Raw genomic sequence first — 23,165 nt, 5'->3', positions numbered from 1 at the left:
GGAGCATCGCCCGGCGGGATCAGGCTAGACGGTCAAGCTTGTGCGAGGGTGGGCAGTCCCGTCAGAACCCCGTCTCGATGCGCTCGAAGATCACGTTGGCGAAGGCCGAGATCTGGCCGCCGATGAAAGGCCCGGTCAGCGCGATCACCAGCAGGATGGCGACGATCTTGGGAACGAAGGTGAGCGTGATCTCCTGAATCTGCGTCAGCGCCTGGACGAGCGCGATGCCCATGCCGACGACCATGGCGACGCCGACGGCCGGGCCGCAGGCCGTCAGCACGGTCCAGATGGCGAACTGGACGATGTCGAGCGCGTCGGCCTCGTTCACGCGTGCGGCTCACGAACCTTGCGAAATGACGATGCCGGGGCCGACGGTGACCTGCTTGCCGCCTTCCAGCACGGCGACGGCGCCGTTGGAGGTCAGGCGAACTTCCTGCACGACGCCGCTGGTCTTGCCGTCCGCGGAGGTGACGGTCCTGCCGATCAGGGCGTCGGCCTGGGCAAGCGTGGACGCCTGCAGCAACTGGTCGAGGCGGTTGTTGATCTGCACGGACTGCTCGACCTGCGAGAACGCGGCGAGCTGGGCTACGTACTGGGTAGAGTCCATCGGATTGGTCGGATCCTGGTTCTTCATCTCGGCGACGAGCAGCCGCAGGAAGGACTGGTAGTCGACCGCCGTCTTCGACGCCGAATCGGTTGTGGTCGTCGTGCTGTTCTGCTGAACGGAGTTGACCGCCGTGACCATCGCCTCAACCTCCCGCCGCGACCAGCCGCAGGGGCTGCCCGACGTCGTTGGTGTTTCCCATCGCGGCGGCTTCCAGGCCGTAGAGCGAGCGGATCGTCTTCAGCGCCTCGAACACCGAGCCTTCGCTGACCAGCGCATCCACCTGCTTGAGGGCGGACGAGATGCGCGCATCGTCGAAGCTGGCGATCAGCAGCGGCAGCGACTTGCGGAACATGTCGCGGGCCTGCTGCGCACCGCTGGGGTCCATCAGCATGACCTGCACCATGAAGTAGAGCTGGCGCAGCGGCGTCGAGGCCTCCGAGACCTGAAGCACGTGGCTTTCGAGCAGGAACTGCACGTCGTTGAGAAGTTCGATCGTCACCTTGCGATCGGCGCGGATCACCGCGCCGTTCAGATAGATCTTCTCGTTAGCCTTGAGCGAGAGCTTCAGTGTCGGTTTCATCGTATCCCGTCCCGAATGATCTGCGACACCTCGATCAGCCCGTCGAAATTGTCCGAGCGCCCCTGACGCACTTCCTCGGCCTCGCGCAGCACCCACAAGCCTATGGAGATCAGGTTGGCGCGCAGGTCCTTGGGAAGGGCGTTCTCGGCGCTGCCGAGGTCCTCGACGAGGGTCGTCCAGAGGCGGTTGGTGAAGTGCAGGGCCTCGATGGCCTTGATCGAATCGGAACCGGCCTGGCGCGCCTCGTCGAGCAGGACGATGCAACGGTCCAGCAACTGCCGTTCCCGGTCCCGCGCGTCGGCGACCGAGTCGGTCTGTATGTCGGCATAGGAGAATTGGTACATCTTCTGTCCGTGTTCCGTTCCTAGCTGAGGAAGCGCAGGAGGCTGAGTTGCTGGAAGCGGGCCGTCAGGGCGTAGGACACCTCGACCTGGCCGAGCAGGGCGTCCACGCGGGTCTTGGCTTCGTAGGGATCGACGCTGACCAGGTTGCCGATCTGGCGTTCGAACAGGTCGATCTGCACGTTCAGCCGCGCCGTCGCGTCGCTTACGCGCTTCTCGATGAGGCCGGTCGTGGCCTGCAGGTCGGCGATGCTGCCGACCGCCTCCGACACGAGAGTGAAGGCGCGGTCGATCAGCGCCTGCCGTGCGCCCGGGCCGAGATTGCCGTCGAACAGGTCGGTGATGGTGGCGGCCGCCATGGCGAGCTTGCGCATGCCGACGTCGTTGGCGCTCACGGAGGTCTCTGTCGTCTCGGTCAGCGTCACCCGGCTGACGATCTTCTGGTCCGTGGCGGACGACCAGTTGGCTTCCCAGCCGCTGCCGAGAAACTGCGGCTCCACGGCGCTGGCGAGGAAGCCGTCCATCTCGGCCGCGGTGATCGAGGCCGCGGCCGGATCGGTTTTCGAGAAGCCGAAATGCGCCTGGAAGGCGGCGTCGAAGGCGGCCTTGGCGCCCGAGCCCGGGGCGGTGAAGTCGTCGATCGGCGTCACGTCGGTATTGGTGCCGGCGAAGATGTGCTCGCCATTGTAGCTGGTGTTCAGGATGCCGGTGAGCTGATCCAGCATCGTCCGGGCGCTGGCCTGCGTGACATTGCCGAGCGCGTCGCCCGAACTGCTGGTGGTCAGCGTCGACAGGAAGGTCTGGGAGGCCTCGGCGATCTGCTTCAGCGCATCCTGGGTTATCTTCAGCCGGCCGGAGATCAGGCTGTTGGAATCGACGATGCCCTGCATGCGTTCGAAGTCGCGCGTCAGCGATACCGTCCGGGCGGTTCCCGCGCCGAGGGCAAGGCCGGTGTCGGCGACCTTGCCGGTCTGCAGTTCCTTCTGCGCCCGGGTCAGCTCCATCTGCGCCCGGACCAGCGAGAAGCGCAGGGACTGAGAAAGGGCGGCGGTGGAGACGGAGGTCGTCTTCATGGTTATCTCACCGCCGCAAGGAGCGAGGCCAGCATGTCGTCGATCACCTTCATCAGCCGGGCGGAGGCATCGAAGGAATGCTCCAGCTCGAGCAGCAGCGCCATTTCGGTGTTGACGTCGACGGCGGTGGCGTTGGAGAGGGCTTCACGCGTGCGGACGGCCAGCGCCTCCTTCTGCTCGGCTGCTGCCGAGGCGTCCTGCCGGACGGCCTGGAACCAGCCGACCGCGGCGGTCGAGAAACTGCTGAGGCTGAGCGTCGTCGCCAGCCCGGCGGCGCTGTCGAACTGCATCGGCCGGTCCATGCGGTCGCCATAGTCGATCAGCAGGTCGGCGTAGCCGGCGCCGCCGGAGGTGTTGACGATATAAGCCGCGCCGTTGGCGCCGCCGTCGCGCAGCAGTTCCGGATTGCCGCCGGCGCTGGAATCGAAGGCCGCGTTGATGCGGATCGCGCCGGCGAGCCCGTCGACCAGCGTTCCTTCGGCCGGCACGGCGGGGGCTCCGGACCAGGTGAACAGGCCGGCGGCGGCCGGCACGCCCGTTCCGGTCTCGGCGAAGGCGGTGATCAGGCCGCGCGCCATCTCGTCGAGCTGGGCCTGCATCAGCGGCGCCACGCCGTCGCGCAACTGGACGAGGCCGGCGATCTTGCCGGACGCGTCGGTATTGCCGCCGGCGCCGAGGTTGATCGGCACGCCGTCGATATAGACCGGGTTTCCGGCAGAACCGGCGCCGTAAGAGGTGGCCGGCTCGAAGGAGACGGTGCGCGGCACCTTCTCGAACAGGGTCGCGCCGTCCCTGGTCATCAGCACCATGTCGTTGTCGTTGCGCGACAGGGTGGAGAGCGGCACGTAGTCGGAAATCTTCTTCAGCAGCGCATCGCGCCGGTCGAGGGCGTCGGCCACGTCGCGCCCGGCGCGCGTGCCGATGACCACCGTGTCGTTGGCTTCCTTGAACTGCGCCAGCAATCCGTTCAACTCGTTCACCGCGCCGGCGATCTGGCCGTCGACGTCGACCCGGAAAGCCTGGATCGAAGCGGTGCCGGCATTCAGCGTGCGCACGACCTGCCGCGCGGCGTCGACGGCGTTCTCGCCGATGCTGCGGTTGGACGGCGAGGCCGAGTAGGTCTGCAGCGCTTCCTGGAACTTGCCCAGGACGGTCGCCGCGGAGGAGCCGTTGTCGACCCCGTTGATCGCGATCTCGAGGCGCTCGAGCCCGTCATAGAGCGTGCCCTGGGCGCTCCATGCCGACAGGGCGGCAAGGTTCTGCTTGAACAGCTGCTCGTTGGTGGCGCGCTGGACGTCGACGCGCGATCCGGGGGCGAGGCTGGAAAGCGTCGCCACGCGGCGCGTGTAGTCCGGATTGTTCTGCTCCTGGATGTTCCGCGAAACGACGCTCGTCTGGCGCCCGGTGTTGAGCAGGGAGGATTGTGCGATGTTGAGGGCGGTGGAAAGCGACATACCTGCTGACTTTCAGGCGACCGGAGCGGCGTTCGCGGCGACGCCCCTCGCGGCCGGCCTTACCTCTTGAGATTGACGAGAACGTCCATCAGATCGGCGCCCGTCTGGAACACCTTGGAATTCGCGGTGTAGCTGCGCTGCGACTCGATCATGTTGGTCAGCTCCTCGGCGATGTCGACGTTCGAGCTTTCGAGCGCGCCCGAAACGATCGAGCCGCGCGAGCTCTCGCCGGGGAAACCGACTTCCGGCGTGCCGGAGAGCGGGCTTTCGGCGAACACGTTGCCGGCGAGAACCTGCAACTGGTCCGGACTCTGCACCGTCGCCACGGGGATGCGGTAGAGCTGCTTGATCGAGCCGTCGCCGTACTGGGCGTAGACGATGCCGTCGTTGCCGATCTGGACCGTGTCGATCGCGCTCGGCGCCGAGCCGTCGAGCTTCGCGGTGCTGACCGAGTACTGCTGGCCGAGCTGCTTCATGCCCGACAGGTCGATGGCGAGGCTGGCGCCGCCGGGAACGTCGAGCGTGATGCTCGTCTGGCTGGTGCCTGTCAGCTTGCCGGTGGTGCCGTCGAAGGTGAGCGTCTGTGTCGCCAGAGCCGGCTGGCCGTAAGGGAACGAGGTGTTCGCCGCGGCATCCGCCTGGTTGTAGATGGCGACCTCCCATGTGTTCTCGCCGGTCCTGGTGCTGTAGACGTCGAGCAGCACCTCCCGCCCGAGATTGTCATAGGCGAGCAGCGAGGACTTCGCGGTATGTTTCGCGCCGCTGCCATTCTCCGAGGGCAGGTCGTCCGGATCGACGATGTCGGCACTGGCCGGCAGGGTGGCGCTGAATATCCCGGTGCGGCTGGGGCTCGCCGTGATCTCGTTGAGCTTTACGTTCACCGGCTCGAGGCCGCCGAACCCGTTGGCGTTGGCGCTCGGCGTGCCGTTGGCGTAGCTGTAGCCCATCAGGACGAAACCGGCCGCATTGACCAGCCGGCCCTGGTCGTCCGGGGTGAAGGCGCCGGCCCGCGTCATGAAGGACTGGCCCGAGTCGTCCTGGACGATGAAGAAGCCGTTGCCGTTGATGGCAAGGTCGGTTCCCGAATTGGTGAAGCGCAGATCCCCCTGCTGCGAGACGGCGTTGCGCACCACCGTGGTCACGCCGCCGGAGGCGTAGTTGCCGCCGGCCGTGGGGATGACCAGCGACGAGAATTCCGTGCTCGAACGCTTGTAGCCGGTGGTGTTGGCATTGGCGATGTTGTCGGCTACCGAGGAGAGGCGGTTGGCCTGCGCGTTCATTCCCGACACGCCGGTCCGCATCATTCCGTAGAGGCTCATCGGAAGGTCTCCTCAAGGTTCAGGCTTCGGGCAGAGGCTAACCGCGTTGTCTTGCGCGAGGCTGTCGGCGCGGCCCGGGCCGATGCCGTCAGGCGACCAGCCGGTAGCCGAGGAAGCGCTTGGAATCGATCGGATCGAAGCCGAGCCTCTCGCGCAGCTTCTTGCGCAGCTTGCTGATGTGGCTCTCCACGACGTTCTCCTCGACGTCGTCGTCGAACAGCCCGTAAATGGCGTTGAACACCTGCGTCTTGGTGACCCGGCGGCCGTTGTTGGAGGCCAGGTATTCGAGGATGCGCCGCTCGCGGCGCGGCAGCGGCATCGGCTCGCCGTCGATCTCGGGATCGCGCCCATCCATGAAGATGCGCATGCGGCCGGCCACTTCCGGCTCCTTCTCGTCCTCGGCGCGGCGGCGGATGGCGGCGATGCGCGCCAGGATCTCGCGGATATGGACCGGCTTGCGGACCACGTCGTCGACACCCGACTCGAAGAGTCGCAGCGTGTTCTCCAGCGAATGCTGATCGCTGAGCGCGATCACCGGCGCGCGGGTGCGGTCGCGGATCGATCGCGGCGACACCGGTTGTCCGCAATCGCCGATGAGGACGGCCCGTACCGACCTCAGATCCTCATCCGCGGCGCTGGAGACCCATTCCCCGAACTCGCTCGATCTGAACCCCGTTGTGGCAACGCCTTCGCGGTAGAACAGCGAAGAATAGCCCTCAGTGACGAGCTTCCGCTCGTCCACAATCACGATCATCGGCCCGCCTCCGAATCATTCGTAGTGAACTGGTGAACGAGGGGTAAACGCGACGGCGTCGCCCGAAAAACCATGATTTCTTGTGGATGGTTTCTTGGGAGTCGGAACGCGCGAAAGTTGTACCCTGCGGTCGAGGGTTGCGGGAGAGAGGATGGCGGCCGCGGTGGTGGCCGGCAGTCCGCGACGTCAGGGTCGGCGCGACATGTCGGCCAGTATGCACTACTACTAGTTGCAGAATGTCCGGGCGTTCGGCGTCCACTTTCCGAAGCCGGTGGCGACCATGTTGGCGATGACCCGACAGACATAGCGCTTCTGCGCGGGGTCGTTGTCGGGGCCGGCATGATAGCGGGCGACGGCCATAGACCAGGTCCGATGGCGCGCATGAAGGCTGACCAGGAAGCGCGCGGCGTAGTCGACGTTCTTGCGCGGATCGAGCATGTCGCGGGTGCCGGCGAAGTGCTGCGAATGATAGTGATGATTGATCTGCATGCAGCCGAGATCGATGAGTTTCGCGCCGCCCCGGCGGGCTTCCTCCACGGCGGCGACGGCCTGTTCGCGGCTGCCGGGAAAGACGGCTTTTCCTTCTATGTTCAATGCGTTGGGCTGAAGGCTGCCCTTGTTGCCGGTCTCGGTGAGGCCGACAGCGTAGAGGATGCCGACCGGTACGCCGTAGCGGTCCGCCGCCCGCAGGATCTCGGGTTCGCAGGCATTGGCCGGAGCGGCGGCGGCGGGAAGGCAGGCGCTAGATGTAAAGACCGCGGCCGCCGCCAGGATCGGCCGCAAGCTTGCCGCCAGCCTGGCCGGAACGCTCCGCTCCATGGTCTCCTCCTTGCCGGGAGTTCGATTGCCCGCCGCTACCCGACGACGGGCCTGCATCGGTCGACGGCTGGTCGCGCGCTGGCCCGGACGACACGGTGATGTCCGTCCGGGAATGCGTGGCGATCACAACTGAAGATTGTATTACGGAAACCTGGCCGACGTCGTAACCCAAGGCTCTGATAGCCTTCTCGATGACGTGTTCCTCGCCCTTGAGATGCTCGCGCGCTTCGGCGCTGGAGGCGGCCAGCTCGATCGTCAGTTGTGCTCCGGATAGGCGCAGGGTGGCCGTCACGACGCCAAGGCGGCTCGGATTGAGCTGTATCTGCAGCACTCTCGGCGACACATAAGCGTGAACGGCCTGTGACTGTGTCGCGGACGCAACAGCCGCGGACTGCCAACTCGGCTCGGCGGCGAGAATGGAAGCCACCAGGGATGCCGGAGACGTGGCCTGCGGCGGTCGCCCGGCGAGCATGGCCACCGGCGACCACTGCAATGAGGGAGCGGGGGAGACGTCGGAACCATGTTCCCTAGAGGCGGGAAGGGTATAGTTCGCGGCGGCCGCGGTCAGTTCGGCGGCGAAGGTCGCCCGGCCGGGCTGGGATCGTGCGGGGACGGGATCGGCGGATGGCTGGCCCGGCTCGCGGTCGGCGGTAGTGCTGTTGTGACTGGCGGACCCTTCGACGAGCAGGATTTCCCGGCGAGTTTCCGTCGGCAGGCTTCCGGTCCGTTCCAGACCCTTCCTGTGTTCCGGGGCGGCACCGTCGCGGCCCGATTGCGGTTCGGTGACGCGCGTGGCGGTCGTCCTGACATGCCGCGTGCTCGCGGCGGCGACATCCGCCGGTATCGCCGCTGCGGAGACTGCCGTCGACGATGCGATGGCTTGCACCGCCGCCGCAATCGGAGGAACGTCCTTCGGTGCGGTTTTGCCGGATTGTTCCAAATCCTGCCGGGACTGCGTTTCGCCGCTGTCGGACGGCCGAGCTGCGGTTCGCCTCGGCGTGTCCGCCGGACCACCCGCCACGGTCTCGTCGCCCTGCCGTTGCTGGATAGCGGTGTTACCCGTTTCCGGCCTTGGCAATGCCGAACTCCCTTCTTCGGCGGCTGACGGCTCGGCGGGGGCTGCTTCGTCCCGCAAATCGGTCGACTGCCGTGGCTGATCGATACCGTCCGCCAAGACGCCGACATTTTGGCTTGAAGGCGGAGTCGCGGACATGGCCGGCATCGGCCAGCCAGTCGTCAAGTCGTCTCGCGGCAGGGTTCTGTCCTGCGGCTCGGACCCGTCGGCACGGTCCCTGCGAGCGACACGCCGCTCCAGCGAGGTATTTTCCTGCCGACCGGAGCCTGCCGCCGGTGAAGGCTCGCTATCCGCGCGGGTGGCCTTGCGGGGCTCGGGCTTGGCCGCGTCGCCTGCTTCCAGAAGGTCGCGAAAACCGTCGCCGCGTGCCAGGGCAGCGGCGCGATGCGCCGGCTTCGGCGGCGGCAACCTGGCGTCGAGCGTTTCCGTCGTTCTCAATCCGTGGCTCCCGCCAGCAAGGCATCGATCTCCGCCAATCTCTTGCGTCCTTCGGCAAGGGTCGGATCGGCTGGTTCTTCCGGTGCGACCGCGGTCGCCGGTGCTTCGGCCGCCATTGTCGGTGCCGGTGCAGGTGTGGGCGCTTCGACAGCGCGCGGCATATCGGAGACGGGCGGCATCGTGGGCTCCTGGTCCGCCACGGCGGCCGCAACCGGTATGTCGGGGTCCGGTTCGGCGAGCTCCGCCGGTGCGGATATCTGAGCCGTTCCCTCGGCGGCTGGCGGCTTGGCCGCTTTCGTTGCCGCGGGCTTTTGCGGCGCCGGCTTGCCGACGATCTCGTCGCTGACGGCAAGCACGGCTTCCAGGAGCTTGCGGTCTCCATCGGAAAGCTTGCCGCGATCTATGCCGGCAAGCCTCGCCCTGATGGTTTCGGCCGGCTCGCTGGCTACGCCGGTCAGGCTCGAATAGAGGAGCAGGCGCGGGTCCTGAGGCTCCTCGGTGGGCACGTCGATGGCGGCCGCTTTGGCGGCGGCGAAGTTGGAAAGCTCCACCAGCCCGTCGATGGCGGCGCGGCGCGCGATCCTGAGATAGACCACCTTGCGCTGTTCCGGATTCATGAACGCCGCCACGGCCTCGACCGCGTCGAGATCGACGGTGTCGTGCAGCGTGACGACGCCCGAGACGAAGGCATCGGCGAACTGGCTGGCGTAGGGGGAGCGGATGTAGCCGCGCACATATTGGCCGGCGGCCTGGACGAACCGGCCGGAGTCTCCCGTTGTCGCCGCCAGTGCGACGGAACGGCGCAGCGCCGCTTCCTCGACCAGCGTGCCCGGAGACAGCAGCCGTGCCTGGTCGAACAGCCCGAGGGCGCTGCGCGGATCTTCCAGCGACGTCAGCGAGCCCTTCAGCAGCGCCAGGAAGGCGCCGATCTCGGCCGGCTCGCGCATCGGCTCGATCGGCTTCAGCGCCGCCGCGGCGGAGCGGGTGCCGCCGTTGAGATAGCCGATGATGCCGGCAGCGATGCGGCCGTCCCGCTCGCCGAGATGCAGCCGCTCCAGGATGGACTGCAACGTCGCCGGATTGCCGCCGCTCATCGCGTAGATCAGCATGGCCTGGACGTTGACGGGCTGCATCAGTTCGGCCGCGATCGCCGTGCGCAGGCGCCGGTCGATCATCTCGAGCAGGCGGCGCTGGATCGGCAGCGCCGCATGGTCGCCGGTCGCGACGCGGTCCTGCACATGCTGGAGCGAACGCACCATCTGGTACGGCTCGAGCTCGCCCGCCGGGGCTGCGCCGGCGGCGCCCGACAGATGCGCGGCCGCGAGCAGCGCTGCCGCGAAAGCCGGCGCCGCCTTCATCCGCCGATCTCGAGCAGTATCTCGATGCGGCGGTTGGCGGCCGCGAGCGGTGTGGACGGGTCCTTCGGCTTGCGGTCGGCGAAGCCGGCCACCTCGGTGATGCGCTTCTCGTCGAGGCCGGCGCGCACAAGCATGTAATAGGCCGAATGGGCGCGCGCGGTGGACAGCCGCCAGTTGTCGTAGCCGCTTCCCCTGTAGGGGCGGGCGTCGGTATGGCCGGCGATGGTCACCCGGCCGGCCTGGTTGCCGATCGCCTTGCCGATCTTCTCCATGGCGAGCACAAGCTCGCGGCGCGGCATCGCCGAGCCGATCTCGAACATGCCGAAATCGAGCTGGTCGGTGACCGAGACCTGCACACCCCTGTCGGTCGCCACCACCGTGATGCCGTCCTTCATCTTGTCGCCCGGCAGCAGCGCCCGGGCGAGCTCCTGGCGGATGCGGTCGGCGGTCGCGCGCGCCTCCGCCGTGGGAGCCGGCGGCAGTTCGGGCTTGTCGGTCTTTCCCTGCCCTTCGACCTTGGCTTGTTCAGCCTGATCGGGCGTAGCGGGCGAATGCGGCTGCGCGTCTGCCGCTCCTGCTTCGCTCAGGCCGTCGCCGGCGCTTTCTCCGGTGCCGCCTTCGACCGTCCGCTCCGGTTCGGCGCTCGCCTCGGCCTCGCTCGGCAGGGCCACCTGCTGCGACCAGAAATCCGGCGCGAAAGGGTCGCGATAGGCTTCGCCGCCGGAAGCGCCGGTGGCCGGGCCGGCAAGCTGCGCGCCGCCGTCGCCCTTGTCGCTGATGTTCTGCTTGATGCCGGTGTCGGACGCGATCTCCGCCAGCACCGCATAGGGATCGGCGAAGAGTTTCTCGTCCGCCTCCTTCTTGATGTCGGAACTGTCGACGGTGCCCTCGTTGGAGGACGGGCCGGACTTCGCGGCGCCGCCCTTGGTCTCCGGCTTCTCCGTCTCGGGCGCCGTCTGCTCCGAACCTTCGCCGACCTCCTCCAGGCTCTTGCGGGTGGCGTTGCGGTCGACCAGCTTGACAGGGTTGAAGTAGCTGGCGACCGCCGCCTTGGTCTGCTCGTTCGAGGCGTTGATCAGCCACATGACCAGGAAGAAGCACATCATCGCCGTCATGAAGTCGGCGAAGGCGATCTTCCAGACGCCGCCGTGGTGATCGTCGTCGTGGTCGCCATGCGCACGGCGCACGATGACGATCTCGCGATTGGGTTCGCCGGCGCTCACGACAGCACCTCCGACAGGATCGCCGACCACTCGGACAGGCGGGTTTCGAAGACGGTGCCGTCGATGGTGACGGAAAGGTCGAAGCCGTCGGCCTCGACGTGGTGGAGGCTGGCGGCATGGCCGGCGAGTGCCGTGCTCAGGCCGGAGAACAGAGACTGCGGGCCGCGGACCTCGATGCGCACCGCATCCGCGTCGTCGACCGCCGCCGCGATCGTCTTGGCGAGGCTGTCGAGCGACCGGCGCTGGAGGTCGTCGCTGAGGATGCCGCCGAGCAGCCTGGCGACCGCCGCCGAGACGTGCTCGCCGACGCCGCGCTCGATCTCGGCGAGCCTGGCGGAGATGGTTGCACCGGCTTCCTCCCCGAAGGATCTTGCCAGAGCCTGAAGGTCGTCGGCGTGGCGCTGGCGTTCCGCCTGCAGGGCCGTCTCGTGCTCGACGGCAAGCCGCGCCGCCAGCGCCCCCTCCGCGCGCGCCACCGCGGCGCGGATCATCCCCTCGATGTCGACAGCCGGAGGCTGCGGCGGCGAGGCGGGCCTGTGCACCGTATCGGGCGTGCGTGCCTCGCGTTCGGCGTGAACCGGCGCGCCGAAGTCCGGCAGCGCGTCTATGAGCCTCAGCGCCGCCATCAGCCCGCCGCTTCCGGGTTGGCCCATTTGCGCAGGATGAGGGCCGTGCGCTCCTCATTGAGATCGACCATGCGGGCCAGCCGCTCCTGCGGCGCGGGTTTCAGCTTCTGGCGCAGGTCGTCGAGCGGCGTCGACCCGCCGCCGCGGCCGGGCAGTGCCGCGACGGCCTCTCCCTGCTCGGGATTGGGAAGCGATCGCTGCACCTCCTCGAAGGACGGGCCGGCGATCGCGGCTGCCGCTCCGGACTTCTGCAGCGCCGAGATCATCGGGCGCAGGCCGAAGAAGGCGAGCAGGAAAACCACGACGATGAAGGCCGCGGCGTTGATCAGCGTGCCGACATGCTGGCCCGCTTTGTCGAGAAGGCCCGGCATGGCGATCTCGCTGCCGTCCAGCCCGTCGATGAACTCGACGGCGGAGACGTTCAGCCTGTCGCCGCGCGCGTCCTCGACGCCGGCGGCGGAGGCCACCAGCTTCTCGATCTCGGCTATGCGCGCGCCGATCCGCTCCGGCGTGGCGCCTTCGCCGAGGACGGCGGCCAGCCGCTGCTGGTTGACGACGACGGCGATCGACAGCCTGGTCAGCGTGTAGCCGTTGCTGGTGGTCGAGATGCGCTTGGAGTTCATCTCGTAGTTGGTGGTCTCTTCCCGGCGCTCGCTCTGTCCCGAGGACTGCGGGCCCTGGGTCGTCGGCGCCTCCGTCTCTGGCAGGTTCTGGTCGACCGAGGCCGGCGCCGCGGCGGACTGCTGGCTGGTGTTCTCGTTCGAGCGCACGACCTGGACCGAGCGCTCGACCCGCGACTCCGGATCGAAGATCGTCTCCTCGGACTGGCGCAGGTCGGTGTTGACGTCGGCCTTGACGCTGGCGCGGAAGTTGTCGGGGCCGAGATAGGGAGCGAGCGCCCGGCGGATGTTCTCCTCGACCTGCATCTCGACGTCGCGTGCCACCCCCATCGAGCGGCTGACGCTGGAATTCGTCGGATCGTCGCCGACGGCGAGCAGCGTTCCGCTGGAGTCGAGCACGGTGACCTTGTCGACGCCCAGTCCCGGCACGGCCGCGGCCACCAGATGGCGGATGGCGCCGGCGCTGCGCGAGGCGATCAGGTCGGTGGCGCGGATGACCACGGAGGCGGAGGGCTGCTGCTCGTCGCGGCGGAAGCTGGCGCGTTCCGACATGACGATGTGGACGCGTGCCGCCTTGATGCCGCTGATCGACTGGATGGTGCGGGCGATCTCGCCCTCCAGGGCGCGCACGCGCGTCACCTGCTGCATGAAGGAGGTGAGGCCGAGAGAGCCGACATTGTCGAACAGCTCGTAGCCGGCATTGGCGCTGGTCGGCAGGCCCTTCTCGGCAAGCAGCATGCGTGCCGCTGCCGTCCGGCCCGCCGGCACGAGCACGGTGGTGCCGTCGGAGGCGACGTCGAAGCCGATGCCGGCCTCGCCGAGCACCAGCCCGATCTGGTTCACGTCGGAGCGCTCGAGGCCGACATAGAGCGTCTCGTAGGCGGGCCGGTTGAGATAGACGGAGGCGAGGCCGAGGACGGCCATGATGAGGACGGCGACGCCCGCCATGATGGCGAGGCGGCGCGGGCCGAACTCCTGCAGGTTGACGACGATCTTCTGGATTTGCTCCGGCACGGATCAAGGGCTCCACACGGCTTTCGCTGGAGGCTAGCCGCCGAAGCTTGTGCGAAAATGAAAAGGCCGCGTCGGGAGCCCGAAGCGGCCTTGCAAAGACGAAATGTGACCGCGTGGCGGCCGATCGCCGCTACTGCTGGAAGAGCGACAGCACGCGCTGGGCGTTGGAGTTGGCGATCGACAGCGCCTGGATGCCGAGCTGCTGCTGCACCTGCAGGGCCTGGAGCCTGGTCGATTCCTTGTTCATGTCAGCATCGACGAGCTGGCCGACGCCGCGCTCGATCGAATCCATCAGGCTGGTGGTGAAGGATTTCTGCTGGTCGATCTGCTTCTTGGCGGCGCCGAGGATGACGGCCGCGTCCTGCATCTCGGCGAGCGTCTTGTCGGCCACCTTGATCATCTGGGTGACCTGCGTGTCGGTGAAGCCGACGACGGTCAGGGTCGAGACGGAGTAGCCGTCATTGGCGTTTATCGTACCGGCCGTGGCCGCCGTGGCGGTGTTGGCGCGAACCCCGGTGGTGCCGAGGCGGAGGCCCTCGAGGATGCCCTTGTTGACGTTGGTGGTGGCCCCGGCATCGTAGAGCTTGATGTTCTGGACCTGGATCTTGATGGTTCCGAGCGTCACGTTGCCGGAGGCGTCGCGGTTGAAGGCGGACACGATCTGCGCGTCGCTGTGGACGCCGGCCGCCGAATGACCGCCGGCCACGGTGGCGTTCACCGACAGCCAGTTGGCGCCGGAGAAGGTCGCGGCGTCGGCGTAGCTCTTGAGCTGGCCCTGCAGCACGCCGATCTCGGTCTGCAGCTTCTCCTTGTCGGCGGCCGTCGCGCCGGTGGCCGCGACGATCTTGACCTTGATGTCGTTGACGAGATCGATCGCCTTGTTCATGGCCGTGTAGGCGGTATCCACCTTGGAGGCGCCGAGGCCCAGCGCATCCTGCACGGTCGACATGGCGTTGTTGTCCGAGCGCATGGTCGTGGCGATCGACCAGTAGGCGGCGTTGTCGGCGGCCTCGGCGACGCGGAAGCCCGTCGAGATGCGCGCCTGGATGGTCTCGAGCGTCTTGTTGGTCGCATTCAGGCTCTGCAGCGCCGTCAGCGCCGAAGCGTTGGTCATGATGCTCGTCACGAAAGCCACCCCATTTAAACAGCCATCCGAATCAGCATGTTAGCGTATGTGCCGGACGGCCGTAAGGTTCGATTAACCATGATTAATGCGAACATGGTTAATACGGTGTTAAGACGCCGGGCCAGTCGGCTGGGGGAGGCGGAAAACGAAAAGGCCGCGCTCCGGAGGAGCGCGGCCAGCCGATGGTTCGGCGTTTTGGAAGAGCGTCAGCCGCGGAACAGCGACAGGATGGTCTGCGAGTTGCCGTTGGCGATCGACAGCGCCTGAATGCCGAGCTGCTGCTGCACCTGAAGCGCCTGCAGCCTGGTCGATTCCCGGTTCATGTCGGCGTCGACGAGCTGGCCGATGCCGCGGTCGATGGAGTCCATCAGGCTGGCGGTGAAGGTCTTCTGCAGGTCGACGCGGGTCTTGGCGGCGCCGAGATTGGTGGCCGCCGTCGTCATCTCCTTCAGCGCCGCCTCGACCACCGTCAGCATCTTGGTGATCTGCGCGTCGCTGAAATCCTTCACCGACAGGGTCGAGACCGTGTAGGTGTCGGTGGCGGCGTCGGTGCCGGCGGTCGGCGCCGAGGCCGCCGCCTGGCGGGCGCCGGTGGTGCCGAGACGAACGGCGTCGAGGATGCCGTCGGTGGTGCCGTCGGTCGAGCCGGCGTCATAGAGCTTGATGTCCTGCACCTTGACGTCGATGGTCGAGATCGCGGCCGCGCCGGATGCATTGCGGTTGAAGGAGGCCACGATCTTGACGTCGTCGAAGGTGCCGGCGGCGGCGTGGCCGGAGGTGGTGTCGACCGACAGCCAGTTGGCGCCCGAGAAGGTCGCGGAATCGGCGTAGCTCTTGAGCTGGCCCTGCAGCGACTTGATCTCGGTGTCGTACTTCTCCTTGTCGGCGTCCGAGGCGCCGTTGGCGGCGACCAGCTTGGTCTTGATGTCGTTGACCAGCTCGATCGCCTTGTTCATGCCGGTGTAGGTGGTGTCGATCTTGGAGGCGCCGAGACCGAGCGCATCCTGGACGGTGGACAGCGCCTTGTTGTCGGAGCGCATGGTGGTGGCGATCGACCAATAGGCGGCGTTGTCGGCGGCTTCGGATACGCGCAGGCCGGTGGCGATGCGGGCCTGGGTGGTCTGGAGGTTCTTGTTGGTCGCGCTGAGCGTCTGCAGCGCGGTCATCGCCGAGACGTTGGTGTTGATGCTGGACATGGATACTCACCTGTTCGTAAGCATACGGAACTTGCATACCGGCTCGACCGGTATGACGGTGCGGCATCATGCCAATGATCGTTTCGTGGAGATCAATCCGCCATTTCTGACGTTAACTATGATGGGCGATGGCTACCAAAGTCCTAACCGGTATGGTTAATTTTTGGTCACCGTGCCGGCCGGAGAAGGACCGTCAGACGCGCTCATCCGCAGGCTATTCTGCGGCGGCGATAAAACTCACCAAAAGAGAAAGGCCGCGCCCGGAAGCGCGGCCCCGCTCATGTTGCCTGAGCGGTTCGGTTTAACGGAACAGCGACAGGATGGTCTGCGAGTTGCCGTTGGCGATCGACAGCGCCTGAATGCCGAGCTGCTGCTGCACCTGGAGGGCCTGGAGGCGGGTCGACTCCTTGTTCATGTCGGCGTCGACGAGCTGGCCGATGCCGCGGTCGATGGAGTCCATCAGGCTGGTGGTGAAGGTCTTCTGCAGGTCGACGCGGGTCTTTGCGGCGCCGAGATTGGTGGCGGCGTTGGTCATCTCCTTCAGCGCCGCTTCGGTCACCGTCAGCATCTTGGTGATCTGGGCGTCGCTGAAACCCTTCACCGACAGGGTCGAGACCGAATAGGTGTCGGTGGCGGCGTCGGTGCCGGCGGTCGGTGCCGAGGCCGCCGCCTGGCGGGCGCCGGTGGTGCCGAGACGAACGGCGTCGAGGATGCCGTCGGTGGTGCCGTCGGTCGAGCCGGCGTCATAGAGCTTGATGTCCTGCACCTTGACGTCGATGGTCGAGATCGACGCCGCGCCGGATGCGTTGCGGTTGAAGGAGGCCACGATCTTGACGTCGTCGAAGGTGCCGGCGGCGGCGTGGCCGGAGGTCGTGTCGGTCGACAGCCAGTTGGCGCCGGAGAAGGTCGCGGAATCGGCATAGCTCTTGAGCTGGCCCTGCAGCGCCTTGATCTCGGTGTCGTACTTCTCCTTGTCGGCGTCCGAGGCGCCGTTGGCCGCGACCAGCTTGGTCTTGATGTCGTTGACCAGCTCGATCGACTTGTTCATGCCGGTGTAGGCGGTGTCGATCTTGGAGGCGCCGAGACCGAGCGCGTCCTGGACTGTGGACAGCGCCTTGTTGTCGGAGCGCATGGTGGTGGCGATCGACCAGTAGGCGGCGTTGTCCGAAGCTTCGGCGACGCGCAGGCCGGTCGAGATGCGGCCCTGGGTGGCCTGGAGGTTCTTGTTGGTCGCGTTGAGCGTCTGCAGCGCGGTCATCGCCGAGACGTTGGTATTGATACTGGACATGAAGGTTTACCTTACTCGTACACAGCACTGAACTTGCATACCGGGGTCGACCGGTATGACGGTGCGGCATCATGCCCATGACCAAAGAAGAAAGATCACCCCGCCATCCCGGAGGGACGATGGCAGGGAGTCCCTACCAAACGCGTAAGCCGGACGGTAAACGCGCGGTAAATGGTTAACGTCAGGTGAAGGATCGGACCAGGCTGCCGACCAGCAGGTTCCAGCCGTCGATCAGCACGAAGAACAGCAGCTTGAAGGGCAGCGATATCACGGTCGGCGGCAGCATCATCATGCCCATGGCCATGGTGATGGTGGCGACGATCAGATCGATCACCAGGAACGGCAGCACGATCAGGAAACCGATCTCGAAGCCGCGCCGGATCTCCGAGATCATGAAGGCGGGGATGAGCACGCGCAGGTCGATGTTCTCGACGTCGACCGTCTGGCCGCGCTCGCGCGCCAGGTCGGCGAACAGGTCGAGGTCCTTGTCGCGGACGTTGCGCACCATGAAGTCGCGGAAGGGCGACGAGATGCGTTCGAACGCCACCGTCTCGTCGATCTCGTTGTTCATCAGCGGCCGGACGCCGTTGTTCCACGCCTGGTCGAAGGTCGGGGCCATCACATAGAAGGTCATGAACAGCGACAGGCTGATCAGGATCAGGTTGGCCGGCGTCGTCTGCAGCCCGATGCCGGCGCGCAGGATGGAAAAGGCGATCACGAAGCGGGTGAAGCTGGTGACCATGATCAGCAGGCCGGGCGCCACCGACAGCACGGTGATCAGCCCGAACATCTGGATGATGTAGCCGATCGTGGTGCCGTCCGCCTGGCCGATGGCGCCGAGGTCGAGCTGCTGCGCGCCGGCCGCGCCGGTCGAGGCGGCGAGCGCCGCGAATATCCAGAACAGACGGGTCATTCGAACAACAGGGTGCGGATCAGGATCTGCCGGACCTGTCCGCCGCTGCGGATGCGGGCGCGTTCCTCGAGGTCGGCCTTCAGGTGCTGGTAGCCGCTGGCGCCCTCGACCTGGTGCATCTTCAGCGTGCGCATGTAGGCGAACAGGTCCTGGTGGATCGCCTCGATGACTTCCGGCGGCGGCTGCGGCGCATCGACGACGAGCGCCAGCTCCATCTGGACCCATACGCTGCTGGGCGCGGCGAGGTTGGTGGTCATGGGTGCAAGCGGCATCAGCACCGGCCTTGCCGGCACGCCCTTGTCGTCAGCGCCTTCCGCGTCCGCATGCGGCGCGGCGGGAGCGCCGGCCGTCTCCTCGTGAGTGGTCGTGGCACCGAGATAGTCGCCGGCAAACCAGCCGCCGCCGATCGCCGTCGCGGTCATCAGCAGCAGGGCGCCAAGCTGCGCCACCAGGGATGGACCCTTGGCCGGCGGAGGACTCTGTTCGATGACCGCCATAGTCGTTCCCGTCAGAAGGGCAGGATCTGGTCGGCGACCTGCTGACCCCAGGCCGGCTGCTGCACTTCCGTCAGGCGGCCGCGGCCGCCATAGGAGATGCGGGCCTCGGCGATGCGTTCGTAGGAGATGGTGTTCTCCGGCCCGATGTCCTTCGGCCGCACGATGCCGGCGATGGTGAGCACCCTGAGCTCGGCGTTGACCCTGACCTCCTGCGAGCCGCGGATGAGCAGGTTGCCGTTCGGCATGACGTCGGTCACCACGGCGGCGACGTTGAGCACCATGTCCTCCGAGCGCGCGGTCGCGCCGGTGCTGTCCGTGGACGTGGTGGATTCGACGCTCCCCGTCCCGGCGACCGCGCCGCTGACGCCGTTCCAGTCGCCGGCCAGTCCGATGTCCATGGATCGCTCGGCCCTGCGGCTGCGGTCGGACTCGTTCTTGAAACGTGCGCGGTCGTTGATGCGGATGTTGACCGTCAGGACGTCGCCGACATCGATCGCCCGCGGATCGGTGAAGAAGCGGCTCTGCCTGTCGTTCCACAGGGAAAAACGCTTGGCCGGCGGCGGCGCGGGCTTGGCGTAGCTGTAGGCCGACTGCGGCGCCACCGCGACGCCGGCGCCGACCGGCGACAGCGCGGGCTCCCGCCCGAGCTCCTTCATATTGTTGGCGCAGCCGGCAAGCAGAACGACGGCGCCGAGGACGGACAATCTTGTCATCATGAGGGATCTTCCCGGCGGGCGGCGCTCGCCATGATGGCGGTGAGCGTCGCCGCGGCCTTGCTGTTCATCTCGTTCATGATGACGCCCGCCTTGCGCGAATCGAGCTTCATCAGGATGCCGGCCGCCAGGCGCGCGTCGAGCTCGGCAAGCCGCTCGGCGGCGGCGTCCGGCTTCATCGTGGCGTAGATCTTCACGACGTCCTCCTGCGCCCTGGCGAGGAAGGTCTCGCGCCGCTTCATCCAGTCCTCGTATTCGCGCCGCTTCTCTTCGAGCCGCCTGATGCGCTCGTCGATGTCGTCCTTGAGCTTCTTCAATTCCATTGCCTGCAGCGAGTAGCGGCGGTCGCGCGCGGCGTCGGCGATGCCGGTGCAGAACTTTTCGATCTCAGAGGCGGATTCCGTGCCCGAGAGCGGGATCGTCTCGGTTGTGGCGGGCACGCTGGCCGCCAGCAGCAGCGCGGCGGCAAGCGCGGCGTTGCGGAGGCCTGCGGTGCGAGGGCGATGCGGTAGGGTCATGGCGCTCCTCCTATTGCAGCACCAGGTCGGCCTGCAGCGCGCCGGCCGACTTGATGCCCTGCAGGATGGCGATGATGCCGTCCGGCTTGACGCCGAGGCGGTTGAGGCCGGCGACCAGGGTCTGCAGGTCCGGCCCGTCCAGCACCGCCACCTGCGCGTCGGGCTGGCCGGCCTCGATGGCGGTGAAGGGTTCGACCGCCGTCTCGCCCTCCGAGAACGGCTCCGGCTGGACGATGCGCGGCGCCTCGGTGATGCGCACGGTAAGCGCACCGTGGCTGACGGCGACCCGCGCGATCCTCACCTGGTTGCCGATGACGATCGTGCCTGTCCGCTCGTCGACGACGACGCGCGCCGGAGCGTCGGCGTCGACGACGAGGTTTTCCAGCTCGGCGAAGAAGCGGGCTGCGGAAATCTTGTCCGGCTTCTTGATGACGACGGTGCGCGAATCCTGCTCGGCGGCGACGCGCCGGCCGAAACGCTCCATCGAGTAGTCGTTGATGGTGTCGGTCATGCGCACCGCCGTCGAGAAGTCGGCGTTGCGCAGCTGCAGGATCAGCGTGCCGAGGCTGGCGAACGCCGCCTCGACCGCGCGCTCGACGATGGCGCCGTTGGGCACGCGTCCGGCGGTCGGCACCCCTTGCGTCAAAGTCTCGGCCTGCCCCTGCGCGGTGAAGCCGGAGATGAATACCGGGCCCTGCGCCACCGCGTAGATCTCGCCGTTGGGCGCCTTGAGGGGCGTCATCACCAGGGTGCCGCCCTGCAGCGAGGTGGCGTCGCCGAGCGACGACACCGACACGTCGATGCGCGCGCCGGGCTGGACGAAAGGCGGCAGGTTGGCGGTGACGATGACGGCCGCCACATTCTTGGCGCGCGAGCGCTCGCCCTCGCTGGCGATGCCGAGGTTTTCGAGCATGGCGCGGATCGACTGCTCGGTGAAGGGTGCGTTGCGCAGCCCGTCGCCCGAGCCGTTCAGCCCGATCACCAGGCCGTAGCCGACCAGCTGGTTGTCGCGGCTGCTCTGCAGCTGGGCGATGTCCTTGATGCGTACCGTGGTCAGGCCGCGGCCGTCATAGAGCACGGCCTGGTCGCCCACGCCGCTGTCGGTACCGTCATCGCCGCCCGGCCCGAGCCGGCGGCCGGCCCGGCTGTCGTCTGCCGTCGCCGCCTGGCAGGCGAGCAGCGCCGCGAGCGCCAGCGCGAACAGCCGCCGCATCAGCCGCCGACCCTGACGGTGCCGTCGGCCATGACGATGCCCGACACGATCTTGCCGCTGTCGGCATTGCGCAGCTTGACCATGTCGCCGGCCGCGCCCGCCTGCAGGCTTACCGCGGTCGCCGAAATGCTGAGCCCGCCGGAGACGAACACCATCTCCACCGGCACGCCCTTCTCGACCAGATAGGCTTCGCGCAGGGCGTTCACCTTGACGTAGCGGCCAGGAAGCAGCGTGCGCCTGGCGACCTTGCCCTCGAGGTCGGTCAGCGCCACCACCGCGCCTTCCGGCGCTACCTTGCCCTCGGCGAGGATCACCGTCTTCAAGGCCTCGGCTTCGACCGTCTCGCCGGGATAGATGACGCGGTTCGGCACCAGCACGGCTTCGCCCGCCACGGCTTGCGCGGCGGCGAGCAGCAGTGCCGTGGCAGCGAGAGCGGGAAGCAGGCGGCCGCGCATCGTCTCACCTCAGGTTCTTGGAGACCGTGGCAGCCATCTCGTCGGCGGCCTGGATCACCTTCGAGTTCATCTCATAGGCGCGCTGCGCCGAGATCAGCTCGGTGATCTCCTTGACCGGGTCGACGTTCGAGGCTTCCAGATAGCCTTGCTCGACGGTGGCGAAGCCGGGATCGCCGGGCACGCCGACGATGGCCGCGCCGGAAGCAGGCGTCTCGCGGAAAAGGTTGTCGCCGAGCGCGGCCAGTCCCGACTCGTTGGCGAAATTCGCCAGCGTGAGCTGGCCGAGCAGCTGCAGCTCGATCTGGCCGTCGATGCGCGCGAACACCTGGCCGGACTTGTTGACGATGACGTCGACGGCGTCCGGCGGGACGGTGATCGCCGGCTGCACGGTATAGCCGTCGAGCGTCACCAGCTGCCCGGTGGCGTTGGTGTTGAAGGCGCCGGCGCGGGTGTAGAGCGTCTCGCCGTCGGCGCCGTCGATCTGGAACCAGCCGCTGCCGGTCAGCGCCAGATCGTATCTGTTGCCGGTGTTGGTGAGGCTGCCCTGGATGTGGAGGTTGCGCACCGCCGCGGTCTTGACCCCGAGGCCGATGTTCACCCCCTCCGGCACGATGCTGGCATTGGCGCGGCTCGGCACGCCCTGCAGCCGGTCGACCTGGTAGAGCAGGTCGGTGAACTCGGCGCGGGCGCGCTTGAAGCCGGTGGTGTTGATGTTGGCGATGTTGTTGGCGATGACCTCGAGATTGGTCTGCTGGGCGTTCATGCCGGTGGCGGCGATGGAGAGTGCTCTCATCTTTTCTGCTCCTAGATCGCCATGCGGCTGACTTCGAGATAGGCGGCGACGATCTTGTCGCGGATCGCCACCGCCGCCTGAAACGACTGTTCGGCGCTCATCACCGCGTCGGCGACCTGGCGCATGTCGCCCTTGCCCTGCAGGGCCTCCACCGAAAGCTGCTCGGCCTCGCGCATGCGGTTGACGGTGCGGCCGGCGGTGTCCGAAACCATTTCCGCGAAGGAGACGCCGCCTTCCGCCGTGGTATCGCCGGACGGGCCGGGACCACCCGTAGTGCCTACCGGGGCGATGAGGCCGAGCGGGCCGATGCCGGTGATCACGATTGCGGCCTCATCAGGTCGATGGTGAGCGAGATGAGCTGGCGCGCCTGCTTGATGACCTGCAGGTTCGCCTCGTAGGAGCGGTTGGCCTCGGTCATGTCGGCCATCTCGATCATGACGTTGACGTTCGGCATCTTGACGTAGCCGCCGTCGTCGGCCGCCTCGTGGCCGGGCATGAACTCGACGGGAAAGTCCGCCTGATCGCGATCGATCTTCACCACCTCGACCAGCGAGCCGCCGCTGGCGCGGTCGAGTTCGGCCGCGAAGCTGATGGTCTTGCGCCGATAGGGGTCGGCACCCGGCGCCTGGCCGGTGGACTGGGCGTTGGCGAGGTTTTCGGAGACGACGCGCAGACGCTCGGACTGCGCGCCAAGGCCGGACGCGGCGACTTTCAGGGTGGCGGTGAGCGCATCCATGCGGTCAGCCCCTCGCGCTCATCAGCATCATGCGGTGGAAGGCCTTGACGATCGCCGTGTTGAGCTCGAAGGAGCGCGCGACCTCTCCGCCCTTCATCAGCTCCTGCTCGAGAACCACCGTGTTGTTGGAGGGCAGGACGGCGGTGCTGCGGTCGTCGTCGCGCAGCTTGAAGCTCGCCTGCTCGGCGCCCAGGCCGAAATGACCCTGCTGGGTCGCCGTCAGGCTGACGCCGGTGCGGTCGAGCACCTTGTCGAAGGTTTCGACGTCGACGGCGCGGTAGCCCGGCGTGTTGACGTTGGCGATGTTGCCGGCGACCGCCGCCTGGCGCGCCGAGAGCCATTCGGCTTGCCGGGTGGCGAGGCTGAAGAGATTGACGGGCTGCATGCACGATATTCCGGATTCCGGGCGGTTGTCC

The 23,165-nt window shown here is 67.2% G+C and carries 27 protein-coding genes; all 27 read right to left on the bottom strand.

The window, feature by feature from the left end; genetic code table 11:
- Positions 1 to 61: 61 nt before the first annotated feature.
- The 27 genes from fliQ to flgB all read right to left on the bottom strand — a co-directional run bounded on the left by fliQ (position 62) and on the right by flgB (position 23,134).
- Entirely contained in the window at positions 62 to 328 is a 267-nt protein-coding gene (fliQ, locus tag C7I84_RS06875; RefSeq protein WP_106771417.1) for a flagellar biosynthesis protein FliQ, read from the bottom strand.
- A gap of 9 nt (positions 329 to 337) precedes the next feature.
- A complete protein-coding gene (gene flgD / locus C7I84_RS06870) occupies positions 338 to 745 on the bottom strand; it encodes a flagellar hook assembly protein FlgD (RefSeq protein WP_106771416.1) in 408 nt (135 codons plus the stop codon).
- A 4-nt stretch (positions 746 to 749) separates the two neighbouring features.
- On the bottom strand, positions 750 to 1,187 hold the full coding sequence (gene flbT, locus C7I84_RS06865) for a flagellar biosynthesis repressor FlbT (protein ID WP_106771415.1): 438 nt from the start codon (positions 1,185 to 1,187) through the stop codon (positions 750 to 752).
- Positions 1,184 to 1,531, bottom strand: coding sequence for a flagellar biosynthesis regulator FlaF (flaF, locus tag C7I84_RS06860; RefSeq protein WP_106771414.1), 348 nt, complete (start codon positions 1,529 to 1,531; stop codon positions 1,184 to 1,186). Before flaF ends, flbT begins: the two co-directional genes overlap by 4 nt.
- Before the next feature lie 20 nt (positions 1,532 to 1,551).
- Positions 1,552 to 2,601 (bottom strand): flagellar hook-associated family protein, encoded by a 1,050-nt coding sequence (locus tag C7I84_RS06855; protein WP_106771413.1) that lies wholly within the window; start codon positions 2,599 to 2,601, stop codon positions 1,552 to 1,554.
- Between the two features lie 2 nt (positions 2,602 to 2,603).
- Positions 2,604 to 4,055, bottom strand: a complete 1,452-nt coding sequence (gene flgK / locus C7I84_RS06850; protein ID WP_106771412.1) for a flagellar hook-associated protein FlgK — start codon at positions 4,053 to 4,055, stop codon at positions 2,604 to 2,606.
- Between the two features lie 59 nt (positions 4,056 to 4,114).
- Positions 4,115 to 5,374: a flagellar hook protein FlgE gene (locus C7I84_RS06845; RefSeq protein ID WP_106771411.1), complete on the bottom strand. Its 1,260-nt coding sequence runs from the start codon at positions 5,372 to 5,374 to the stop codon at positions 4,115 to 4,117.
- An 88-nt stretch (positions 5,375 to 5,462) separates the two neighbouring features.
- Positions 5,463 to 6,128, bottom strand: a complete 666-nt coding sequence (locus C7I84_RS06840; RefSeq protein WP_106771410.1) for a response regulator transcription factor — start codon at positions 6,126 to 6,128, stop codon at positions 5,463 to 5,465.
- Positions 6,129 to 6,353: 225 nt separating this feature from the next.
- The gene (locus tag C7I84_RS06835; RefSeq protein ID WP_106771409.1) at positions 6,354 to 6,947 is read right to left on the bottom strand and encodes a transglycosylase SLT domain-containing protein; all 594 of its coding nucleotides are present in this window, start codon (positions 6,945 to 6,947) and stop codon (positions 6,354 to 6,356) included.
- On the bottom strand, positions 6,871 to 8,460 hold the full coding sequence (gene fliK, locus C7I84_RS06830) for a flagellar hook-length control protein FliK (protein ID WP_106771408.1): 1,590 nt from the start codon (positions 8,458 to 8,460) through the stop codon (positions 6,871 to 6,873). The genes C7I84_RS06835 and fliK overlap by 77 nt, the downstream gene beginning before the upstream one ends.
- A complete protein-coding gene (locus C7I84_RS06825; RefSeq protein ID WP_106771407.1) occupies positions 8,457 to 9,818 on the bottom strand; it encodes a chemotaxis protein MotC in 1,362 nt (453 codons plus the stop codon). Before C7I84_RS06825 ends, fliK begins: the two co-directional genes overlap by 4 nt.
- Positions 9,815 to 11,041: a MotB family protein gene (locus C7I84_RS06820; RefSeq protein ID WP_106771406.1), complete on the bottom strand. Its 1,227-nt coding sequence runs from the start codon at positions 11,039 to 11,041 to the stop codon at positions 9,815 to 9,817. Before C7I84_RS06820 ends, C7I84_RS06825 begins: the two co-directional genes overlap by 4 nt.
- The gene (locus C7I84_RS06815) at positions 11,038 to 11,667 is read right to left on the bottom strand and encodes a hypothetical protein (RefSeq protein WP_106771533.1); all 630 of its coding nucleotides are present in this window, start codon (positions 11,665 to 11,667) and stop codon (positions 11,038 to 11,040) included. The genes C7I84_RS06820 and C7I84_RS06815 overlap by 4 nt, the downstream gene beginning before the upstream one ends.
- Entirely contained in the window at positions 11,667 to 13,301 is a 1,635-nt protein-coding gene (gene fliF / locus C7I84_RS06810; protein WP_106771405.1) for a flagellar basal-body MS-ring/collar protein FliF, read from the bottom strand. Before fliF ends, C7I84_RS06815 begins: the two co-directional genes overlap by 1 nt.
- Positions 13,302 to 13,431: 130 nt before the next feature.
- Positions 13,432 to 14,427 carry a flagellin N-terminal helical domain-containing protein gene (locus C7I84_RS06805; RefSeq protein WP_106771532.1) on the bottom strand — a complete coding sequence of 332 codons (996 nt, stop codon included), beginning with the start codon at positions 14,425 to 14,427 and terminating at the stop codon, positions 13,432 to 13,434.
- 206 nt (positions 14,428 to 14,633) lie between these two features.
- A complete protein-coding gene (locus tag C7I84_RS06800; protein ID WP_106771404.1) occupies positions 14,634 to 15,623 on the bottom strand; it encodes a flagellin N-terminal helical domain-containing protein in 990 nt (329 codons plus the stop codon).
- Positions 15,624 to 15,924: 301 nt separating this feature from the next.
- On the bottom strand, positions 15,925 to 16,911 hold the full coding sequence (locus C7I84_RS06795; RefSeq protein ID WP_106771403.1) for a flagellin N-terminal helical domain-containing protein: 987 nt from the start codon (positions 16,909 to 16,911) through the stop codon (positions 15,925 to 15,927).
- 181 nt (positions 16,912 to 17,092) lie between these two features.
- A complete protein-coding gene (gene fliP, locus C7I84_RS06790; protein ID WP_106771402.1) occupies positions 17,093 to 17,824 on the bottom strand; it encodes a flagellar type III secretion system pore protein FliP in 732 nt (243 codons plus the stop codon).
- Positions 17,821 to 18,321: a flagellar basal body-associated FliL family protein gene (locus C7I84_RS06785; RefSeq protein ID WP_106771401.1), complete on the bottom strand. Its 501-nt coding sequence runs from the start codon at positions 18,319 to 18,321 to the stop codon at positions 17,821 to 17,823. Before C7I84_RS06785 ends, fliP begins: the two co-directional genes overlap by 4 nt.
- Before the next feature lie 11 nt (positions 18,322 to 18,332).
- The gene (gene flgH / locus C7I84_RS06780; protein ID WP_106771400.1) at positions 18,333 to 19,037 is read right to left on the bottom strand and encodes a flagellar basal body L-ring protein FlgH; all 705 of its coding nucleotides are present in this window, start codon (positions 19,035 to 19,037) and stop codon (positions 18,333 to 18,335) included.
- On the bottom strand, positions 19,034 to 19,552 hold the full coding sequence (locus C7I84_RS06775) for a MotE family protein (protein WP_106771399.1): 519 nt from the start codon (positions 19,550 to 19,552) through the stop codon (positions 19,034 to 19,036). Before C7I84_RS06775 ends, flgH begins: the two co-directional genes overlap by 4 nt.
- A 10-nt stretch (positions 19,553 to 19,562) precedes the next feature.
- Complete coding sequence (locus C7I84_RS06770; protein ID WP_106771398.1) at positions 19,563 to 20,765, bottom strand: flagellar basal body P-ring protein FlgI; 1,203 nt, start codon at positions 20,763 to 20,765, stop codon at positions 19,563 to 19,565.
- Complete coding sequence (gene flgA, locus C7I84_RS06765) at positions 20,765 to 21,220, bottom strand: flagellar basal body P-ring formation chaperone FlgA (protein WP_106771397.1); 456 nt, start codon at positions 21,218 to 21,220, stop codon at positions 20,765 to 20,767. Before flgA ends, C7I84_RS06770 begins: the two co-directional genes overlap by 1 nt.
- A gap of 4 nt (positions 21,221 to 21,224) precedes the next feature.
- Positions 21,225 to 22,013 (bottom strand): flagellar basal-body rod protein FlgG, encoded by a 789-nt coding sequence (flgG, locus tag C7I84_RS06760; RefSeq protein WP_106771396.1) that lies wholly within the window; start codon positions 22,011 to 22,013, stop codon positions 21,225 to 21,227.
- 11 nt (positions 22,014 to 22,024) lie between these two features.
- Positions 22,025 to 22,333, bottom strand: a complete 309-nt coding sequence (fliE, locus tag C7I84_RS06755; RefSeq protein ID WP_106771395.1) for a flagellar hook-basal body complex protein FliE — start codon at positions 22,331 to 22,333, stop codon at positions 22,025 to 22,027.
- Complete coding sequence (gene flgC / locus C7I84_RS06750; protein WP_106771394.1) at positions 22,330 to 22,749, bottom strand: flagellar basal body rod protein FlgC; 420 nt, start codon at positions 22,747 to 22,749, stop codon at positions 22,330 to 22,332. The genes fliE and flgC overlap by 4 nt, the downstream gene beginning before the upstream one ends.
- 4 nt (positions 22,750 to 22,753) lie before the next feature.
- A complete protein-coding gene (flgB, locus tag C7I84_RS06745) occupies positions 22,754 to 23,134 on the bottom strand; it encodes a flagellar basal body rod protein FlgB (RefSeq protein WP_106771393.1) in 381 nt (126 codons plus the stop codon).
- Between the last annotated feature and the right edge of the window lie 31 nt (positions 23,135 to 23,165).

This window comes from Kumtagia ephedrae, assembly GCF_003012745.1.
Classification (GTDB): Bacteria; Pseudomonadota; Alphaproteobacteria; order Rhizobiales; family Rhizobiaceae; genus Kumtagia; species Kumtagia ephedrae.
The sequence above is the reverse complement of the archived record's forward strand: the minus strand, read 5'-3'. Positions and strand labels throughout refer to the sequence as shown.

Excerpts from the sequence above, each read along its gene's own strand:
- flgD (WP_106771416.1), bottom strand. The coding sequence starts at position 745 with ATGGTCACGGCGGTCAACTCCGTTCAGCAGAACAGCACGACGACCACA.
- flbT (WP_106771415.1), bottom strand. The coding sequence starts at position 1,187 with ATGAAACCGACACTGAAGCTCTCGCTCAAGGCTAACGAGAAGATCTAT.
- flaF (WP_106771414.1), bottom strand. The coding sequence starts at position 1,531 with ATGTACCAATTCTCCTATGCCGACATACAGACCGACTCGGTCGCCGAC.
- C7I84_RS06855 (WP_106771413.1), bottom strand. The coding sequence starts at position 2,601 with ATGAAGACGACCTCCGTCTCCACCGCCGCCCTTTCTCAGTCCCTGCGC.
- flgK (WP_106771412.1), bottom strand. The coding sequence starts at position 4,055 with ATGTCGCTTTCCACCGCCCTCAACATCGCACAATCCTCCCTGCTCAAC.
- C7I84_RS06845 (WP_106771411.1), bottom strand. The coding sequence starts at position 5,374 with ATGAGCCTCTACGGAATGATGCGGACCGGCGTGTCGGGAATGAACGCG.
- C7I84_RS06840 (WP_106771410.1), bottom strand. The coding sequence starts at position 6,128 with ATGATCGTGATTGTGGACGAGCGGAAGCTCGTCACTGAGGGCTATTCT.
- C7I84_RS06835 (WP_106771409.1), bottom strand. The coding sequence starts at position 6,947 with ATGGAGCGGAGCGTTCCGGCCAGGCTGGCGGCAAGCTTGCGGCCGATC.
- C7I84_RS06825 (WP_106771407.1), bottom strand. The coding sequence starts at position 9,818 with ATGAAGGCGGCGCCGGCTTTCGCGGCAGCGCTGCTCGCGGCCGCGCAT.
- C7I84_RS06815 (WP_106771533.1), bottom strand. The coding sequence starts at position 11,667 with ATGGCGGCGCTGAGGCTCATAGACGCGCTGCCGGACTTCGGCGCGCCG.
- C7I84_RS06800 (WP_106771404.1), bottom strand. The coding sequence starts at position 15,623 with ATGTCCAGCATCAACACCAACGTCTCGGCGATGACCGCGCTGCAGACG.
- C7I84_RS06795 (WP_106771403.1), bottom strand. The coding sequence starts at position 16,911 with ATGTCCAGTATCAATACCAACGTCTCGGCGATGACCGCGCTGCAGACG.
- fliP (WP_106771402.1), bottom strand. The coding sequence starts at position 17,824 with ATGACCCGTCTGTTCTGGATATTCGCGGCGCTCGCCGCCTCGACCGGC.
- C7I84_RS06785 (WP_106771401.1), bottom strand. The coding sequence starts at position 18,321 with ATGGCGGTCATCGAACAGAGTCCTCCGCCGGCCAAGGGTCCATCCCTG.
- flgH (WP_106771400.1), bottom strand. The coding sequence starts at position 19,037 with ATGATGACAAGATTGTCCGTCCTCGGCGCCGTCGTTCTGCTTGCCGGC.
- C7I84_RS06775 (WP_106771399.1), bottom strand. The coding sequence starts at position 19,552 with ATGACCCTACCGCATCGCCCTCGCACCGCAGGCCTCCGCAACGCCGCG.
- C7I84_RS06770 (WP_106771398.1), bottom strand. The coding sequence starts at position 20,765 with ATGCGGCGGCTGTTCGCGCTGGCGCTCGCGGCGCTGCTCGCCTGCCAG.
- flgA (WP_106771397.1), bottom strand. The coding sequence starts at position 21,220 with ATGCGCGGCCGCCTGCTTCCCGCTCTCGCTGCCACGGCACTGCTGCTC.
- flgG (WP_106771396.1), bottom strand. The coding sequence starts at position 22,013 with ATGAGAGCACTCTCCATCGCCGCCACCGGCATGAACGCCCAGCAGACC.
- flgC (WP_106771394.1), bottom strand. The coding sequence starts at position 22,749 with ATGGATGCGCTCACCGCCACCCTGAAAGTCGCCGCGTCCGGCCTTGGC.
- flgB (WP_106771393.1), bottom strand. The coding sequence starts at position 23,134 with ATGCAGCCCGTCAATCTCTTCAGCCTCGCCACCCGGCAAGCCGAATGG.